Here is a 16,599-nt window from a genome sequence, read left to right on the forward strand (position 1 = left end):
TCGTCTTTCATGACACGGAGAAGAACATGATCGGAATCAGTACACTTCAGTTCGCCATTCGCTTGTTGCTCGCAATTGCAATGGGCGCTGCAGTTGGTTTGGAAAGGCAATGGCGGCAGCGCATGGCTGGCACACGTACCAATGCGCTCGTTGCCGCAGGGGCTGCGGCTTTCGTCATGTGCGGTCTGCTGCTCGACAATGATCCTTCCGCGCGTGGACGGATCGTCTCCTATGTCGTCTCTGGCGTAGGCTTTCTCGGGGCAGGGGTCATCTTCAAGGATGGCGCAAGCGTGCGTGGACTCAATACGGCTGCCACGATCTGGTGTTCCGCCGCTATCGGCGCACTCTCTGCGCTCGGTTCTTTCCATCTGGCGCTTGTGCTTGCGTTCGCGGTTCTCTTCACCAACATGGTCCTTCGGCCACTGGCCTATCGCCTTCACCCCGTCCTCCCCGAAGCTGTTCCTGCTGAAACACTCTATGAGTTGAAGCTTGACTGCAAGGTCTGCATACTCGTCGAAGGGCTTCTTCGCGTCTTCATTGCGATCGGTCCAGCAAATATCCCACACGTAGTACTCATAGTTCCAGCTGAGGATGCTTTGCACCTCGGAGAGTCTCCCAGTTCCGGCTGTAAACCCTACCCAGGCTTCGCTTCCTCCCACAGCCGCTGGGATATTCACCGGGAAGGTTTGGGTCGCTGTCGTTCGGGTGACGGTGTCCATTAGCGTAAGGGCCAGCACGGTGCCGTCGTACTCGACCCAGGCATGCATCAAGTGGCCGCTGTGTAAGTCAATCCCGCTGGCTGTCAAGTCGAGAGCCGGTAGGGTTGGCGCCGCACCACCGGTAAAGATACCTGTCGAATTTGATCCCTCACCCGCATCGCTGTAAAGGTCGAACTTCACAGCGACGCTCTTCAGAATGCTCTCATATCCCAACCCCGCGCCGTCAGCCCCAAGCGCATGCTGACCCGTGTTTTGGAAGGTCAAGGTAAAGCCATCTCCCTCAGGATCGAGCAGATGAAAGGTAAAGATGGGCCGTATAATCACGACTCCGAAGGGCCCGACGACATGCCCGCGCATCTGAAGACAGCACTGACTCAGGTGCAGCTATCGATACCGGTTATAGATGGCAGGCTCGTATTGGGCACTTGGCAAGGCATTTACCTTTTTGAGCACCGAGTACGCCCTCATAGACGAGAGATCGCGCTGCACCTGATCGGGGAATAGGCGCGTCTCTCGCAAATCTGTTGATGAACCGCAAGTTCCGACTAAGGCGTCACTGTGTGTCTTATGTCGGACACAGCGCACGTAGCTTGATTGGACCCTGCGGCGGGAATTCGGCTGCCCAAGGAGCCATCCAACGACAAGATAGGGTGGATCCCCTCAACCAATGATGGAATGAGTTTTGGCTCGACGGGACGTGACAATAGAAAGCCCTGAAGATAGTCGCAATTCAGTTCTCTCAGGCTTCTGATCTGCTCTTCAAACTCTACGCCTTCCGCAACGACCTGCATATTAAAGGTTTTGGCCATTGCAATGATGGCTCGGACGATAGAGTCGGTCCCATCCTGGTTACAAAGCCGCTGCGTAAATGAACGATCTACCTTAAGCATGGAGAAGGGCAATTGATAAAGGCGGCTCAGCGAAGAGTAGCCTGTACCAAAGTCGTCTATGGACAAGCGAATCCCTTGTGCAGAAAGGTACTCTATTTGTTTCGAAATCTCCTCCAGATCGAGCATCGCCGCTGATTCCGTCAATTCCAAACTGATCCAAATTGGATCGATTTCGAAGCGACGCAGTGTCCGCATCACATGATCGGCAAATCCCCCGCCAATAAGTTGGAGACTGGAGACATTCAATGCTATGGGAACCAGCCGCATACCACGCGCAGTCCACTCCCGCAGTTGCCGACAGACCTCCTCGATGACCCAATCGCCAAGAGGCACAATTAAACCACTCTCCTCAGCAAGAGGGATGAACCTGGCCGGGCTGATCGAGCCATATTTTGGATGGTTCAATCTGAGCAGCGCTTCGCAACTATGCACTGCCCCGTCCAGGCGGTAGAGTGGCTGATAGACGAGGTAAAATCCGCCGTCTTTGAGCTGAGAGCGCATGTAAGACTCAAGCTCGACCTCTTGCTCCGAAACCGAACTCAGTTCGGGACCGAGCCAGGTAATTCGACCGCCGCCCATCTCCTGAGCGTGGCGCAGTGCGCTTTCGGCACCTCTCCATAACGGCACAGCAGCAGTCCCGTCATCCGGGCATACGGCAATTCCAATACTTGCGGAGATCTCAAGGTTATGACCACCGACTACGAGAACCTGAGAGAACAGGGTCATCAGGTCGTCGGTCACCCGCTTGGTCGCAGCGGCGTTCCGAAGTCCGCAGAGAACGATGGAGAATTCGTTTCCGCTGGTGCGGGCCAGGATATCGTCCGAGCGCAACCTTGAGCTGAGGAGTCCTGCAATTTGCCTGAGGCACCGGTCTCCGATGTTCGGACCGTAGGTGTTGTTAAGACGTTTGAAACGATCGATTTTCAGGCAAATAATTGCGAGCGTTTCCTCGGCCTTGACAGCATGGGCCACGGACTCGGCCAATCGCTCTTGGAAGAACAGACGGTTGGGCAAACCGGTAAGCGCGTCGTGTCTTTCCTGTTGGACGAGCTTCTGATGAAGCACCTCTCGCTCCGTCACATCGATCGCAAGCACGAACCGGCACGGCCTTCCTTTGAAGGTAATGTCGTGAGCAGTGATATCCATGGGAAGGATCCTGCCGTCTTTGCAGACATGTCGCGAGGCATGATTGGATTTAGGATGAGCTATATCGACTTCCCCAATGTACTCCGCGACAACGGACGGATCGATAAGGTCAGGAAGCCTGAGCTGAAGGAATTCCTCGCGGGCATAGCCATGTTTGTCGAGTGCTGCTTGATTTACGCTGAGAATCTCTAGGGTGCGAACGTCAAAGATCCAGAGGGGATGCGGGTTGGTCTCGAAAAGCAGGCGATACTCTTCGGTAAACGAACGAGCCGCGTGCTTGTCTTCGTCGAGCACCATCAAAATCATGCCAAAAGCGGTGCAGAACTTAGGGATATTCCAGAATTCCGGATTGACAGACATGCCGGGCCAGAAATGGTATGTCAGTAGCGCTCCAGGAAAGACCATGCTCCAGGTGACCAGACCAATGGCCGTGGTGATCAGCCCAATTCCATAGTGCTGATCGCGATCAAACCAAAATTCAACGGCGGCCCAAGCAAACAGCTCCGTTAAGATCGCAGAGATGAGCATCTCCGGCTTCCCCATCCATAGGATGACAAGTATCCAAAGCAGGCCGAGCGCGTTTGTTGTTGAGAGTGCATAGAAGATCCGCGGGCGATTTCGAAGATTCTTTTGTAAAACAACTGCGATCCCCACATGCTGGAGGATGAACGGGATGTATAGAATCCAGAGAGGCGCAGGGCCAAATATTACGAGGTTCAAGCACACCATCGCCATAGTCATCATCCCTACGGCGAATCCGAGAGTCACTCTCCTGGTTTCGCGGACGACCATGTTAGAGAGGACGAAACAGATTGCTCCGAGTGCCAGTGTACTGACGCTCAAGGAAGCTTGAACCTCCTGGCCAAACGGATTGGAGGGGTTATCAAATTGCTGGCGTAGTGAGCCAACACAAACACCCACGCCACGACCCACCAGTGGATTCGGGCATCGGTCCGCGCTCGGGACACGACTCCAAACACGAAGACGAGTAGGCCAAGTATCACGATGTTGACAATCACTGCTTGCATGCACGACGCCGTTTCTCGAATGAGTGCAGTACACCTTATCGGCGGATTCCATAAGATAAGCAGGGGCGAAGGGGAATTATCTTTCGAAACAAGTCGCTTTGAAGGATAAAAAAATCCCAGCTGGCAGCTCAGATGGCCAGCGACGTGTTTAAAACAAACTGCCTTGCAGAGCATGATTACGGCGAGCAATTTGGAGCCGCGCCATTGGATCCTGGATGGTGATCTGAGCCCGTTACGGGGGCAGGATTCATTCTCGCGTGATGCCCTTCAGAGCGCCTCTAATATTTGTTAACATAAGAACGCCCATCTGCCGATAGATCTAACGAGACTGCTCGCGACTTCATCACCGGGCCGCGAGTGTGACCCTTCTTAGACGGTGGACTGTAGTGGCTAATGCATTGGCATTGCTAGATGTCTTCGTTTTCAATGCAAGACGAAATACCCTCCGCCTACTGATGGTGGGGTTGCTGGCTCCTGCCTGCGCCGGGCTCGACGCACATAAGAATATGACACAGTATGTCCAGACAAGCTTGACCGATAGAACCGGTCTGCCTCAAAACTCTGTGAATTCGGTAACCCAGACCAGCGATGGCTATCTCTGGTTCGGGACCCAGGAGGGACTCGCACGATACGATGGTCTCAATGTCACGGTCTTTGACAGCCTCAAATTCAAGGCACTCAAAGACAGCTTCATCAATACGATAGCTTCGGGTCGCGACGGCAGTCTTTGGGTCGGTACCAGAACCGGCCTTATTCGTTATAAGAATGGGACATTTCGCACCTATCTTGCAGCTCAGTCTCCCATCAGCAAAATCTATGAGTCCAAAGACGGTCAGATTTGGGTCGGCAGTCTGGATGGGCTCTATGCGATCCAGGGTGAAACCGTTCGTAGTTACACAACGAAGGATGGCCTGCCTGACAATTCCATTTCTTCTATTGTGCAAACCACCGATGGAACACTATGGTTCGGCACAAGCAAAGGACTGGCTAGCTGGAAGAACAGTTCATTTCGCGGATATACCGCCCGTGAAGGTGTTTCCACGGATCCGATCTTCACTCTTGCTGCGTCCCACGACGATTCGCTTTGGATAGCGACAGCAAGCGGGCTCTTGCGGTGGAAGGAGAAACCATTAGAAAGAGTGGCGCAGTCCAGCATGCCCCAGCATGCCCGTATTACTTATCTTCTTGAGAACAGACTCAAGACTCTCTGGATTGCCTTCGACCACAGCGGTATCGCTTCCTTCCAAGATGGAAAACTCGTCCGGTATACCACTCACGAAGGACTTCCCTCAGACGATGTGACCCAAGTGTTCGAGGATCACGAGGAGCATTTGTGGATTGCCATGCTGGGGGGCGGCGTGGCCGAGTTGCGAAAGGGATCCTTCAGCAGCTTCGGAGAGGGAGAAGGGCTCGCCGAGAATATGGTCTGGTGCGTACTTCAGGCCCGAGACGGGTCTGTGTGGGTAGGTACAAACAGTAAAGGCCTGAATCATATCAGTAACAATGGTGTGGTCCACGTTTATTCGCTTCATGACGGACTGCCGACCGGATCGATCTTTGGGTTATTGGAAGCCGACGACGGAAGTATTTGGATCGGCATGGAACATGGGGAGCTCTGTCACCTTAGAAGTGGTCGTGTCACGGTGTTCCGCGATCCGCTAAGCAAAGGACAGCAATTGAGATCCATTTTGCGGATATCAAACGACACCTTGTTGCTCGGTTTTCACGAAACAAATGGCCTGGTGCGCTTCCGACGGGGGCATTTTCAACATTCCTTATTGTCTGGGCTTGTCAACACGACCGCCCTCGCCCCTGACGGTTCAATATGGGTGGGAACTGACCATGGCGGAACCGCCCATATTCAAAACGGCTCGGTAGCCAGCTACACCACTCAGAATGGTATGCTGTCGAACTTTGCGCAAGCCGTATATATAGACAAAGATGCAGTTGTCTGGGTGGGCACGTCTCCGGGCGGATTGAACCGAATAAAGAACGGTCACGTTACAACATACTCGATAGATCAAGGATTGTTCGATCTGACAGTGGGTGCCATCGTTGAGGATGATTTTGGGTACCTGTGGATGACGTGCGACAGGGGCATCTACAAGATCAGCAAAAGGAGTTGAACGACTATGCCGATGGTCGAATCTCTACTGTTCACAGCATAGTCTATGGTCTCGCGGATGGATTGCGCAGTGTTGAGTGCAACTTCGGCACTAATCCTTCCGTTTGGAAGGGCGGCGACGGTCATCTTTGGTTTGCGACCACGGCCGGCATTGCCTCCATCGACCCTAATCGCAGTCAGATGGCAATCAGCAAATCCGCGATTTTGATTGAACGCGTTCTCTTGAGCCAAAAGCCAACGGCATTCGAACACGGAATTACAGCACCGCCGGGCGGCGGAAACCTTGAAATCCGATTCACCGCAGCTAATTTTGTCGATCCGGAGCGTCTTCGCTTTAGATACCGTCTACGTGGTTTTGATTCGGATTGGGTGGAGGTAGGCGAACGGCGTGAAGCCTACTATACGAAGCTTCCGCCCGGACACTATCTCTTTGAAGTAGAGGCTGCGAATGGCAACGTCGGCTGGATCTCCGATGCCGTGCAATTGGATCTCACACTGTTGCCATATTTCTGGCAAACAGGATGGTTCCGGCTCTTTGTGTGCTTACGCTTCTGTTGGTCTGTGTCGCAATTTATCGAATGCGCGTGCGCTACCTTGTGGAGCGGAACCTTCAACTGGAGGAAAAGGTTACCCAAAGGACAGCAGAGCTTCAGGAAGCCATCGAAGTCACAGAAGCGGCACATCACGCTCTACGCGAACAGGCAACTAAGGATGCCCTCACGTCGCTCTGGAATCGTAGAACCGTCTTCGATATGCTCAATAGTGAGACAGAACGTGCGCATCGTGATGATCGACCGATTTGCATTCTGATGGCTGATGTAGATCATTTCAAACTTGTAAATGACACTTATGGTCATCTGACTGGTGACCGTGTGCTTCAGGAGGTGGCGGGAAGGATCGCTAAGCTCACACGAACCTATGACTTCGCAGGGCGGTATGGAGGCGAAGAGTTTCTTATCGTACTACCCGGATGTTCGCTCGCAGACGGGCTAAATCGGGCTGAGGAGTTTCGTTACGCTATCGCAAACGTTCCAATATCCTTCGGACATAAATCGCTTCGAGTGACTTGCAGTTTCGGAGTAGCCGAATACTCAACCCACATCACTGTGGAGGAATTGATCAACGAAGCGGATGAGGCTTTGTACTACTCTAAAAGAACTGGACGAGACCGCGTCCATGCACCCGGATTGCCCGATCTGTCGTACCGGTTACCCTGACCCTGCTTAGAGAGAGGTGCTATGGCCAAACGACTCGCTTCTCCTCATCTCCGGTCCAAGGGAGACATTCGGGACTACAACGGGACGGGCGCATGGTCCGCCCCAGCGGTTCAGGCCCGTTACCGACAATACTGTGATGTTCTTCAGGTTCATGCCCACGTGTGCTCGAAGCGAAAGAACGTAGGGAAGAAAAGATCCTTTGGATCTTCTGGTACCTCGCAGCTTGATCTCCCGGCAGCAAATCGAAAAGTAAACTGAGCCAGTGAGCGCAGCTCGGAGCCCTAGCGCTCCAGAAACCGAGAATACGGTGTTCTGCTTGGACCAAGATTCCGCGAGCATAACCGTGTCTGGATAGGAGCGCGAGGCGGTTCCATTTTGGGTCAGCGTGTGGATTTAATGCGACCGCGATCTGGTTCGAGCCTGGCTTCGAGCTAGAATGGGCTCGTATCTGCTGGCACACGTTGAGTTAGGCCAGCATCGGAGAAAAATGAAACTGTTTGATGTATGCACGTTTTTCTTGTATCGATCGTCTGCGCGAGACGATATCCGTTCCCCTGGAGACATCTGGCCGCGGCTCTCATAGAGAAAGATCGTTTCCTCCAAATATCGGCAGTCTGCGATCTCTTAGGACTGCTCACAGCCTGTGATTACGTGATGTCCCGCATCTCTAGATCAAGTCACCACCCCGCCTGGATTAGCTTTCTGTGTGCGGGCTACGTTTCCGTTGGCTTAATCGTTACTCCAACCGCCCGATCTCTTATTGCAAGGATCTTTCTCAGAAGATCTAAATTTCAACGACCTGCCAAGCGAGTGTTGTCATCGCAGTAGAGTCATGTAGGAATGCCGCCGCTGTGCAGGCTCTCACCGGGTGTATCTCGGTGGTTTTGTCGATCCTTACGACGATTGTGCTCGTGATCGCGTACCGTACGGCGCGAGCCCAGACAGAGGCGGCGAAGACCCAGGCGGCAGCCGCGTTGAAACAGGTTGAAAGCTCTGAGAAGCAGATGGCGATTCTGGAACAGCAGCTAGCTGCTGCGAGACGCCAGATCGACGAGAGCGTTCGTCCCATGATCTTCATTCCTGCCGCAGCAGCGTCTCTGCCCGAACTAACCCAAATAGATATTGAAAATCTTGGCAGCGGACCGGCTATGGAGGTTACATCAGCCTATGCGCGTTTCGGTGACCCAGAGATAGAAGAGCACTTCGTTGTGCCAGGTACCATCGTCAAAGGAGGGGCATTTCCCTTCACGATTGATCCTGATCGGGTACGCAAGTTTGGACTTATCTTTCTTTACCAGTCCCTCTCCGGGACAACATGCGTATCCGAAGTGACAGAAGTCCGACCTCACTTTCGGTATTACCCCGACGCGGGCGCATGGGTTCGCACCGCCAGGACTCGTCGAGGCTGAAGCTCCATAGACTGAAGATTGAGGAAAGACTGATGAATGCTGCCTTTGCAACCGCAGTGATCTCTGCCATGTAGCTCTGATCGGACGGTGCGGCAGGCAGAGCGTGTTCCAGTCACAAGCGATATCGACCACCTTCAGCCGCGAATACACGTCGCGTAGGAGAACTTCTCCGTCGTCCCGTCTGGACGATTAATCCAAAAGCACTTCGAGCCGAAGTCTGCGCTCCTGACGCTGAAGTGAGTAACACCGCAGCCGATCTTCTCTTCCGAGTTGGGATGCAGCGCAATCGCCGCGCGAAGCACCTCCCCATCGGCGGCGTTTACCTTATCACCGATATCGTAGCGATGTTGAAAACTGGCTAAGCGGCAGGGTCAAAGTTTTTCATCGTGGTAGTAACTCTCGGTTTTTCCCATCCGAGTTTCCAAAGCAGATTATGTTGCCTGGCATGATCTGCACTTCCCTAACTTTCCGTATTCCGATGGGACGGTCGATCCCCCAGCAGCTTGATCATCTCGTGAAGAATTGACGCGCCGACAACGATCAAGAGTCTCTTTAGGGATGAGGTAGTTTCTCTCTATTTGGGCCTTCTCCATAAATATGAACACCCAAACAAGCCGATCAAACCTAGACCGCAAAGAACCGTCCACATAGAGAAATTTGAGTGTTCACCGGCGCACGCCCCCAGCATCTTGATAGAGGCGTCTTCTCTAAGATGCCCCAAGTGCCAATAACGGCGATTGTAAGGACATTTATAGATACGAAGCCCTTCAAAGTTCTTAGGAATCTCCAGTGCGCGGAGTAATGCATCCTCGGCGAGTTGACGGGAAAGCCAGGCCCGTTTCGGGAAACCGCCACGCATGCGACAGTGGGGGCAAACAACTGCGACAGTTTCCCGTTCTCCTTCAATAGATGGATTCTTGGTTGTGATCAAACGCTCAGTATGCACCGATTCAGTTAGAGTGGAGATTGACATCCGAGCACGGCCAGTTCTTCTTCCTCGCGAGCGCACATGGACTGGCAGAGCCTCCCATTGCTGATGGTAAGCGGTCAATCTTTGCCGCGGAGTTGCCTCCGCAGGTGCTACCGGCTCCACCCCCACAGACCGCAGATAAATAGCAAGCCTATGCGCCAGCCTCTCATGTGATTCGAACATGCCACGGCGTCCCACTTTGGATTTCGTCAGAACTGGCTGACGTTTCATAACTGTCCTCCTGAGTGCTGAAGCAACTTTCCAACGATTGCGAGCGACTACGACTTCATGTTGGATTTCAAAAAGCCCTACGCCGAAAATATAACTGGGCTTGCCACAAGCAGTGCGAGTGGATCTCTCCTGATATATCGACACATTGTATGGGTGACAATCTGCGGGCGACTTCAAGGACGCGGAGCGGCAAGAAATCGTCGCCGCTCTCGAGAAAACAACCGGCAAAGTTGCAGGCCCAAACGGGGCCGCAGCTCTCCTGGGCATGAGTAGGTCGACGCTGCAGTTTCGGATGCAGAAGCTTGGCATCACCATGTCGCGTGCAGTCACGTGTGGATAGCTCTTGCTTTTCAGGGAGGGGTGTTGCGGGGAAGGAACGGCCCCGCTAGGACGGGTCGCGGAGGACGCGCACGCGGGCCGTAGACAGGAAGGAGATCTCCTCCAATTGAACAAACGTACGTTAAGGTTTGGTATTGTTCACGATTTTCAATTGAAAACAATCAGCAAAAGAGCGTATGTTTACGTTCTATCCCGATTTCCTCAAAGACAGGACCGCTGTCTTTCCAGCATCTAGGGCTTTCAAGTCACCAGAATCTGGCTTCCCAGAGTCCCACGAATTTTCGGAGGCTCCATCGTGTTCCGAATTTCACCTATTCTTGTGTCCATCGTCCTGATAGTACCTATCTGGTCCAATCAGGACCTGCTCGGACAACGTCGCGCTGGGAACCAACCATTTCTTTCAGGCTCCAATGAGGTGAATACAAAACTGTTGCAGTCAGCCTACACCGGTGACTTAGCCGGAGTCCGTTCCGCGATTGCAGGAGGAGCCAACTTCGGCGCAACGGTAAATAAAGGCCTGGCGTTTTCAGAAGAGAGTGCCTTGTGCCTTTCCATTGACAGTGCGCGCGGTCACAAACCAGTTAAAGACAGCACGCTCGCGATTATTGGGATTTTTGTGGAGCACCGACAAGATGTTCGCCACTGCGGTTCGCTTACAAACATCTCCGACCCCGTGGTTCTGGAATATTTACTTAACCACGGGGCCGATCCAAATTCCTCCAGCGACCCCTCGGTCGGTCCGTTATTGAGCGCAATTTCGCTGTGGAGTCTCGATCCGGCGTCCTGGACTCAAGAAATCCGGCTCCTGCTCGACTTCGGTGCTAACCCAAATGTGCATGACATGAATGGCAATAGCGCCCTTCACAACCTCATCTTCGCGACGATGATCGTTGGAAGGCCGGGTGCGAAACCTACACAAGCTCAATTTGACGAAGTCGTGTCCCTGCTTGTCAGGAAGGGAGCCAATGTCAACGCAACAACAGATCACTTAGAAGATAAGCAATGTGGCCCTATTTCATACGATAACGGGCACCCTATGTGCTGGAATTATCATGCAGACGACGAAACCTGCAGGCTACCTATGTCACCCTGCGAACCAGGGCGGCTTCATCACTATGACAATGGCGTAACGCCGCTGATGAATGCAGCTCGAGGGAACGACGGCTTGCCCTTGGTTAAGTCTCTGCTGGCAGCAGGAGCCGATCCGTCGATCAGAGACCATCAAGGCTGCTCGGCGCTTGATTCGCTGAGTTCAGAAGGATCGCGAGAGTTCATCAAGGCCTATGCAGCCGAACACAAAATGACTCCGGCTTTAGCTAGCCAAGAATGTAAGATATTGCCGCCAACTATCAAATTCGCACTCTCTCCACCGCCCGCTGAGGCACCCCTCGCCCTGTCGATGCTCACGATGTCGATCTGCTCTGCTACCAAGGGAACTCTCGGCTCGGGATGGTATTCAATTCCTCAAGCTCCTTCGGAGGAAATCGACTCCTCGATATGCACGTTCAAGATGTCACGCAGGCAATTTCGCCGTCAGCAATGGACGAGATATTTAAGGAGACGATCTTTTCTTTGCGTCTCTGGCGTCGAATGTGCACGAACTGTGCGATCGCGAGCGGTGGGGTGATACTGTTCAATGACAAAATCTACGCAGACGATGCGATTGTCGGACTCGCAAAGTCTATCAATTACGACCATATAAGAACGCGATTCACCCAGCCGGAAGTGATACTGCCGTCAAGAAACCGGCCTCCAGGCCCTTTGAATATCGACACAGGGACGGATCTAACGATTACCGACGCGTACATCAATAGTCATTTGAATGATCGTGTCCCGTTGTCCTTATACACCGAATTCGACAAGACGAGCGCCGCCGCGAAACGGCTTTGCCTTGTAGATAAGACGAAGGTTCCTGAAGAACTGTTAGGACTCAGACGGGCGTTGAATTGCTCGGGAGATCCAGTCGCAGCTTCGTTGCCTCTGACAGTGAGGATCATGAATGGACCGTCGGCACAATGCAGTTCACTGCAGGACGTTGTTGGTTGTGAATTCTCTGGGTCGACGGTGGAGTTGGACGCCAAAAATTTCACCTACGTTACGCATGTCAAAGCAACCGCGTCTTTGGAAGTGGTCCGGACAATATCGATTTGCAAGTAGTTCTTCTCCACGAACTGGGCCATTGGGCAGGTATCGCTTTCCATCCCACAACACCGAAAAACATCATGTATGAGTACATCAACTACGCACAATGTATCGACAACGCCGATGTCAATAGTTTGGCATCGGCGACAAACGTAGGTATGCCGGGAAAGGCTATGGCCCTCAGGTATTTGCGAAACATTCCTAAGGGTTCGGCAACACGCTAAAGTCGCAACTCCTCCGATGCGGAGAAAAGGAGTGTCACATGAGACGAATCGGTATCCTTTTATTCTGTGCCCTGTCGATAACATACGCTGCACAGGGTCAACAAAGCGCCTCCAACGAGCCGACAAAGTGCCCTGTGCCGGAAACTGTCAATCCCAATTCCACTAAAGACATCGGAGCCCCGCCGGGAACTGCCGATCTCGATTCCGTGTTGACCACAGTCTCCGCAGCCTTAAAATGCTATCAAGACAATCGAGGGACTGGTCCCGATTCACTTCCGCCGCTACAACAAGCTCAATTTGATTTCAAAACCACCACGGGCAAGGTTGGCGGTATCACTGTGAGTTTCTTCATTTTCAAGCTCGGTGCATCAAAAGAGAAGGATACGGCGAACCAACTCAGCTTTACCTATGCTCTGCCTAAGAAGAAACCCGAAGGGCGTGGGCAAGCCCTCCGACTTGCCAAACCACCAAAACCCTTGGCTGATGCCCTTGTTGCCGACATCCAGAGCGCAGCAGCAGCAGTCAAGCTGAGAGCGAAGCTCGACAAGCTCAGTTTCAGCAAGCTTACAGTGACGCTCCAATACGGAATCCAATTTGATGGCAACATTGGCGTCAATGTACCTATTCAGCTTGTCACCCTGGGAGCTAGTTACGACTCCAAACGGAATGATGTTCAGACTGTCACGCTAACCTTCAGCAACCCAGAATGAAAGAGCCACTCCTGCCGCACGGCAGCGCCCCGGTACGGCCAAAGGGTTCATCTTTATCTCTATGGAGGATGAGACCGGCATCGCCAATGTCATTGTCATACGCGACCTCTACGACCGGGATCGCCTTGTTGTTACCCGAAGCAAATTTCTGTTGGTAGAAGTGAAGCTACAAAAATCAGGATGGTGTGATTCACGTCAAGGCAGTGCAGCTGAAAGCTCTCTCGGATGGTGCGCTCGATCTGCATTCACATGACTTCCATTAGGCCATACGAGAGTGCCCGCTCACTGTTGTTTCATCCTTCGTGTACAGCGATATCAATAGTACCCAGGTAAAACCAGGTACGGGCTTGGAGTTCCTTAAGAACTACCTGCAATATGCCAGTTTAGGCGGGAAGCTGTTATCCCACGGAGAAATAACCAACGAGCCAATGAACGACTTTGAGGCGGATGTGTTCGACGCGCTCAGTGCTCAAGGTATAGAGCTAGTGCCGCAAGTAGGTTGCTCCAAGTTTCGCATCGACCTCGTCGCTTCCCATCCAAGTCAACCGGGGCGATTCGTTCTCGCCATCGAGTGCGATGGCGCAACTTATCATTCGAGCCAGAGATATCTTTCGACACGACTCTAACGAGAGTCAACAAACCCGAAGTACGATGCCAACTGAGGCTCAACTTCTGGATTGCCCGTCACGTGCGCTAGTCATCGCCATCGTCATAGAAACTGAACGTATCGACCTTCAACGTCCGGGAACGATGGAGATCGCAAGCGGATCACTTGTATCCGCTTCGAACTGACAGTGCAAAGGGTAGCCAACCTGATCGGGCAACGAGAAGCTGGTTCCAAACTCCGGCACCAGAGCCAGATTGATGAACGGATACTGGAACCTGGCACTCTGACCGGCGACGACGAAGTCGAAGTAGGTGAGCATGGTGGCTCCTGAGCCGACCGCTGCGCCTCGAACTGCACCGACGAGCGGCTTATCGAACACGCGAAGAGCATCGATCAGCTGCTTTTGCGGGCTATCGCCACTGCCGGGAGGATGGTCGAGAAAGTCCTGAAGATCATTTCCCGCAGAATAGTTGTCCCCGGCCGCGAATACCAGCACTACCCGAATCTCGGGCTTTGTCTGAGCCGTGTTCAACAGCTCAGCGAACTCCTTATACATGGCTAACGTAAGCGCATTCCGCTTTTGCGGACGATTCAGCTCGATCTTGAGAATGCCCCCATCCAGACTATTGAGAATGTATTCCATATCACCTCCTCCTAATTGCGCAACACGTCCGGCAGGAGAGTGCGCGAACGTGCGTTGATTTGGTTATTGTTTCTTCGTTCGGAAGCGATGCTGGATCGCAATCACTTACCCTGGAATTGCGGAGCGCGCTTCTGGACAAAGGCAGAAGTGCCTTCTTTTTGTCCTCGGTGCCGGCAGCAAGTGCGAAGTACTTCGCCTCGAGCTTCAAACCTAAAGTGAGGTCTGTGTCAACGCCCTTGTTCACCGCGTCGATAACGTAGCCTATCGCGATCGGCGCATTTGCGTCGATCTGCTTCAGAATGGCCTCACAGCGCGGTATCAAGTCCGCTGCAGGAACAACCTCATTCACTAACCCGATGCGATGGGCTTCGTGGGCATCGATCAAATCTCCAGTCAGGATCAGTTGAAGTGCGCGGCCTTTGCCCACGAGACGCGGTAGCCTCTGCGTTCCGCCATAGCCGGGAATGATCCCGAGCTTGACTTCAGGCTGACCGAACTTGGCATTTTCCGCGGCGATACGGATCGTGCATGCCATCGCCGTTTCACAACCGCCTCCAAGGGCGAAGCCATTCACTGCTGCGATCACAGGCTTGCCAAGTGTCTCAAGAAACAAGAGCGTCTCCTGGCCTTTTTCGGAGAACTCACCTGCCTTCTCACCGTCGATTGCCGAAAGCTCAGCGATATCGGCGCCAGCAATGAACGCCTTCTCTCCAGCTCCGGTCAGAATGATGCCTTTGACTGTGACATCCTCCTTCGCCGCATGAAACGCAGTGTTGAGTTCTTCAACGGTCTTCCGGTTCAGCGCGTTCATCACCTTTGGCCGATTCATGGTGATGTAACCGATCGATCCCTTGACCTCATACGTAATGTTTTCGAAGCTAGTGGATACTTCTCTAGCGCTCATGAAAGTTCTCCTCTCTTCTAAATGGGCTTCCCTGGAGCGTGCGTTGGTACCTCAGCATGCACCGCCTGTGGTGCTGCTCCGCTGGCGCGCAGGCCTGCGATCTCGTCACTGGTGAATCCAAGTTCCTTCAGCACTTCATCGTTATGCTCGCCGATTCTCGGCGCGCGCCTGGCAGGCACCTTAGTAACACCGTGCACTTGAATGGGACTGCTGATGGTTGAGGTCAGCTTCTCGCCGGCTCCTTCGAGCGGAACGACGATGTCATTCGCTCGCAGTTGCGGATCATTAACGACTTCCTGCGGCTCACGCACGGCGCCGAAGGGGACCAGAACGCCGTTGAAGACCTCATACCAATGCGACATTGGCTGCGAACCAAAGATCTCATCGAGCATTGCCGTCAGTTGCGGCCGGTTCAGCGCCAGCTTGGCGGGATCCGAGAATCGCGGATCCGTAAGGATATCCTCACGACCTAGAGCTTTTAGAACCGCGGGTACCTTGTCCGGAGTAACTACCAAAACGAACCAGGTGCCATCGGAAGAACGATACGTGTTCAAACCTGCATTTGCGGGATGTGCTCGATCGTGCAGCCCATAGAAACTCGCACCGCATAGGGCGGCCTGGATAAATACGCTGGCCGACCAGACACCTGCCGCGAGGAGCGAAGTCGTGACGTAGGATCCTTTGCCGGTGCGCTCGCGACGATAAAGAGCGGTCACGATTGCGCTATAAATGGCGACCGCAGTCGCATTATCGCCACTACCGGACACGGGCCATGTCGGCGGCTCTCCAGCATCGCGCGTCATAAATAACAAACCGCTTCGCGCCCAGAAGGCCGTGAGATCGAACCCCGGAAGAGCGGCGTCCGGTCCTTTCTCCCCGAAGCCGGTGAGATCGGCATAGATCAGACGCGGATTCCACTGCGCGACGTCGTCATATTCGAGCTTTAATTTCTTTCGCGCGAGATGCGGTGTGTTGACGATGAACACGTCGGCCCACTTGGCTAACCGCTCGAGAACCTGCTGCGCGCTCGCAGCTTTCAGATTGAGTGCAACGCCACGTTTGTTTCGATTAGCCAATTCGAAGGGATACGGTTCTTCCGAATACGGCTGCGGAGGGATCTTATGCCCGGTTCTCCACAGCTCTCCGCTGGGCGGCTCGACTTTGATCACATCCGCGCCGAAGTCGGATAGGATTGTCGCTGCTGCGGGACCCGCGATGAAGCTCGCTAGGTCTACTACCTTAATTCCTGAGAAGATTTTGTTTTCGCTCATAGGATCTCCAACATCTCTATTTGT

At 53.3% G+C, this 16,599-nt stretch carries 14 protein-coding genes and 3 pseudogenes; 11 read left to right on the top strand and 6 right to left on the bottom strand.

Annotated elements, in window-relative coordinates; translation table 11 throughout:
* Window positions 1-26 precede the first annotated feature (26 nt).
* The gene (locus RBB80_RS27550; RefSeq protein WP_433965413.1) at window positions 27-722 is read left to right on the top strand and encodes an MgtC/SapB family protein; all 696 of its coding nucleotides are present in this window, start codon (window positions 27-29) and stop codon (window positions 720-722) included.
* On the opposite strand, the pseudogene RBB80_RS27555 reads toward RBB80_RS27550, so the two are convergent.
* Window positions 633-1,076 (bottom strand): annotated as a pseudogene (locus RBB80_RS27555) (lectin-like domain-containing protein); the annotation flags it as partial. The gene RBB80_RS27550 and the pseudogene RBB80_RS27555 overlap by 90 nt on opposite strands.
* On the opposite strand from RBB80_RS27555, the gene RBB80_RS27560 reads away from it, so the two are divergent.
* A complete protein-coding gene (locus RBB80_RS27560; protein ID WP_433965414.1) occupies window positions 957-1,223 on the top strand; it encodes a secondary thiamine-phosphate synthase enzyme YjbQ in 267 nt (88 codons plus the stop codon). The pseudogene RBB80_RS27555 and the gene RBB80_RS27560 overlap by 120 nt on opposite strands.
* 41 nt (window positions 1,224-1,264) lie before the next feature.
* On the opposite strand, the gene RBB80_RS27565 is transcribed toward RBB80_RS27560, so the two are convergent.
* Window positions 1,265-3,490: a putative bifunctional diguanylate cyclase/phosphodiesterase gene (locus tag RBB80_RS27565; RefSeq protein ID WP_433965415.1), complete on the bottom strand. Its 2,226-nt coding sequence runs from the start codon at window positions 3,488-3,490 to the stop codon at window positions 1,265-1,267.
* 679 nt (window positions 3,491-4,169) lie between these two features.
* Here RBB80_RS27565 and RBB80_RS27570 point away from each other — a divergent pair.
* From RBB80_RS27570 to RBB80_RS27585, 4 genes and pseudogenes are all read left to right on the top strand, one after another.
* On the top strand, window positions 4,170-5,909 hold the full coding sequence (locus RBB80_RS27570) for a ligand-binding sensor domain-containing protein (protein ID WP_433965416.1): 1,740 nt from the start codon (window positions 4,170-4,172) through the stop codon (window positions 5,907-5,909).
* A 179-nt stretch (window positions 5,910-6,088) separates the two neighbouring features.
* Window positions 6,089-6,343 (top strand): annotated as a pseudogene (locus RBB80_RS27575) (triple tyrosine motif-containing protein); the annotation flags it as partial.
* A 149-nt stretch (window positions 6,344-6,492) separates the two neighbouring features.
* On the top strand, window positions 6,493-7,125 hold the full coding sequence (locus tag RBB80_RS27580) for a GGDEF domain-containing protein (RefSeq protein WP_433965417.1): 633 nt from the start codon (window positions 6,493-6,495) through the stop codon (window positions 7,123-7,125).
* Window positions 7,126-7,976: 851 nt separating this feature from the next.
* The gene (locus RBB80_RS27585; protein WP_433965418.1) at window positions 7,977-8,534 is read left to right on the top strand and encodes a hypothetical protein; all 558 of its coding nucleotides are present in this window, start codon (window positions 7,977-7,979) and stop codon (window positions 8,532-8,534) included.
* A 134-nt stretch (window positions 8,535-8,668) separates the two neighbouring features.
* Here the strand turns inward: RBB80_RS27585 and RBB80_RS27590 are convergent, their stop codons facing one another.
* Window positions 8,669-8,869 carry a DCL family protein gene (locus RBB80_RS27590; RefSeq protein ID WP_433969911.1) on the bottom strand — a complete coding sequence of 67 codons (201 nt, stop codon included), beginning with the start codon at window positions 8,867-8,869 and terminating at the stop codon, window positions 8,669-8,671.
* Window positions 8,870-9,922: 1,053 nt separating this feature from the next.
* Between RBB80_RS27590 and RBB80_RS27595 the strand changes: the two are divergent.
* From RBB80_RS27595 to RBB80_RS27615, 5 genes and pseudogenes are all read left to right on the top strand, one after another.
* A pseudogene (locus tag RBB80_RS27595) lies at window positions 9,923-10,075 on the top strand (helix-turn-helix domain-containing protein); the annotation flags it as partial.
* Window positions 10,076-10,489: 414 nt separating this feature from the next.
* The gene (locus RBB80_RS27600) at window positions 10,490-11,701 is read left to right on the top strand and encodes an ankyrin repeat domain-containing protein (protein ID WP_433965419.1); all 1,212 of its coding nucleotides are present in this window, start codon (window positions 10,490-10,492) and stop codon (window positions 11,699-11,701) included.
* 514 nt (window positions 11,702-12,215) lie between these two features.
* Window positions 12,216-12,440, top strand: a complete 225-nt coding sequence (locus RBB80_RS27605) for a matrixin family metalloprotease (RefSeq protein WP_433969913.1) — start codon at window positions 12,216-12,218, stop codon at window positions 12,438-12,440.
* Between the two features lie 38 nt (window positions 12,441-12,478).
* Complete coding sequence (locus tag RBB80_RS27610) at window positions 12,479-13,150, top strand: hypothetical protein (RefSeq protein WP_433965420.1); 672 nt, start codon at window positions 12,479-12,481, stop codon at window positions 13,148-13,150.
* A gap of 428 nt (window positions 13,151-13,578) precedes the next feature.
* Window positions 13,579-13,776 (top strand): hypothetical protein, encoded by a 198-nt coding sequence (locus RBB80_RS27615; protein WP_433965421.1) that lies wholly within the window; start codon window positions 13,579-13,581, stop codon window positions 13,774-13,776.
* Between the two features lie 108 nt (window positions 13,777-13,884).
* Here RBB80_RS27615 and RBB80_RS27620 read toward each other — a convergent pair whose 3' ends face one another.
* The 3 genes from RBB80_RS27620 to RBB80_RS27630 are packed head-to-tail and all read right to left on the bottom strand — an operon-like array spanning window position 13,885 to window position 16,575.
* Window positions 13,885-14,400, bottom strand: a complete 516-nt coding sequence (locus RBB80_RS27620; RefSeq protein WP_433965422.1) for an enoyl-CoA hydratase-related protein — start codon at window positions 14,398-14,400, stop codon at window positions 13,885-13,887.
* A gap of 1 nt (window position 14,401) precedes the next feature.
* Window positions 14,402-15,304 (bottom strand): enoyl-CoA hydratase-related protein, encoded by a 903-nt coding sequence (locus RBB80_RS27625; protein WP_433965423.1) that lies wholly within the window; start codon window positions 15,302-15,304, stop codon window positions 14,402-14,404.
* Between the two features lie 17 nt (window positions 15,305-15,321).
* A complete protein-coding gene (locus tag RBB80_RS27630; RefSeq protein WP_433965424.1) occupies window positions 15,322-16,575 on the bottom strand; it encodes a CaiB/BaiF CoA transferase family protein in 1,254 nt (417 codons plus the stop codon).
* Window positions 16,576-16,599 lie beyond the last annotated feature (24 nt).

Source organism: Tunturiibacter gelidiferens, from assembly GCF_051013345.1.
GTDB lineage: Bacteria > Acidobacteriota > Terriglobia > Terriglobales > Acidobacteriaceae > Edaphobacter > Edaphobacter gelidiferens_A.

Excerpts from the sequence above, each read along its gene's own strand:
- RBB80_RS27550 (WP_433965413.1), top strand. The coding sequence starts at position 27 with ATGATCGGAATCAGTACACTTCAGTTCGCCATTCGCTTGTTGCTCGCA.
- RBB80_RS27560 (WP_433965414.1), top strand. The coding sequence starts at position 957 with ATGCTGACCCGTGTTTTGGAAGGTCAAGGTAAAGCCATCTCCCTCAGG.
- RBB80_RS27565 (WP_433965415.1), bottom strand. The coding sequence starts at position 3,490 with ATGGCGATGGTGTGCTTGAACCTCGTAATATTTGGCCCTGCGCCTCTC.
- RBB80_RS27610 (WP_433965420.1), top strand. The coding sequence starts at position 12,479 with ATGAGACGAATCGGTATCCTTTTATTCTGTGCCCTGTCGATAACATAC.
- RBB80_RS27615 (WP_433965421.1), top strand. The coding sequence starts at position 13,579 with ATGAACGACTTTGAGGCGGATGTGTTCGACGCGCTCAGTGCTCAAGGT.
- RBB80_RS27620 (WP_433965422.1), bottom strand. The coding sequence starts at position 14,400 with ATGGAATACATTCTCAATAGTCTGGATGGGGGCATTCTCAAGATCGAG.
- RBB80_RS27625 (WP_433965423.1), bottom strand. The coding sequence starts at position 15,304 with ATGAGCGCTAGAGAAGTATCCACTAGCTTCGAAAACATTACGTATGAG.
- RBB80_RS27630 (WP_433965424.1), bottom strand. The coding sequence starts at position 16,575 with ATGAGCGAAAACAAAATCTTCTCAGGAATTAAGGTAGTAGACCTAGCG.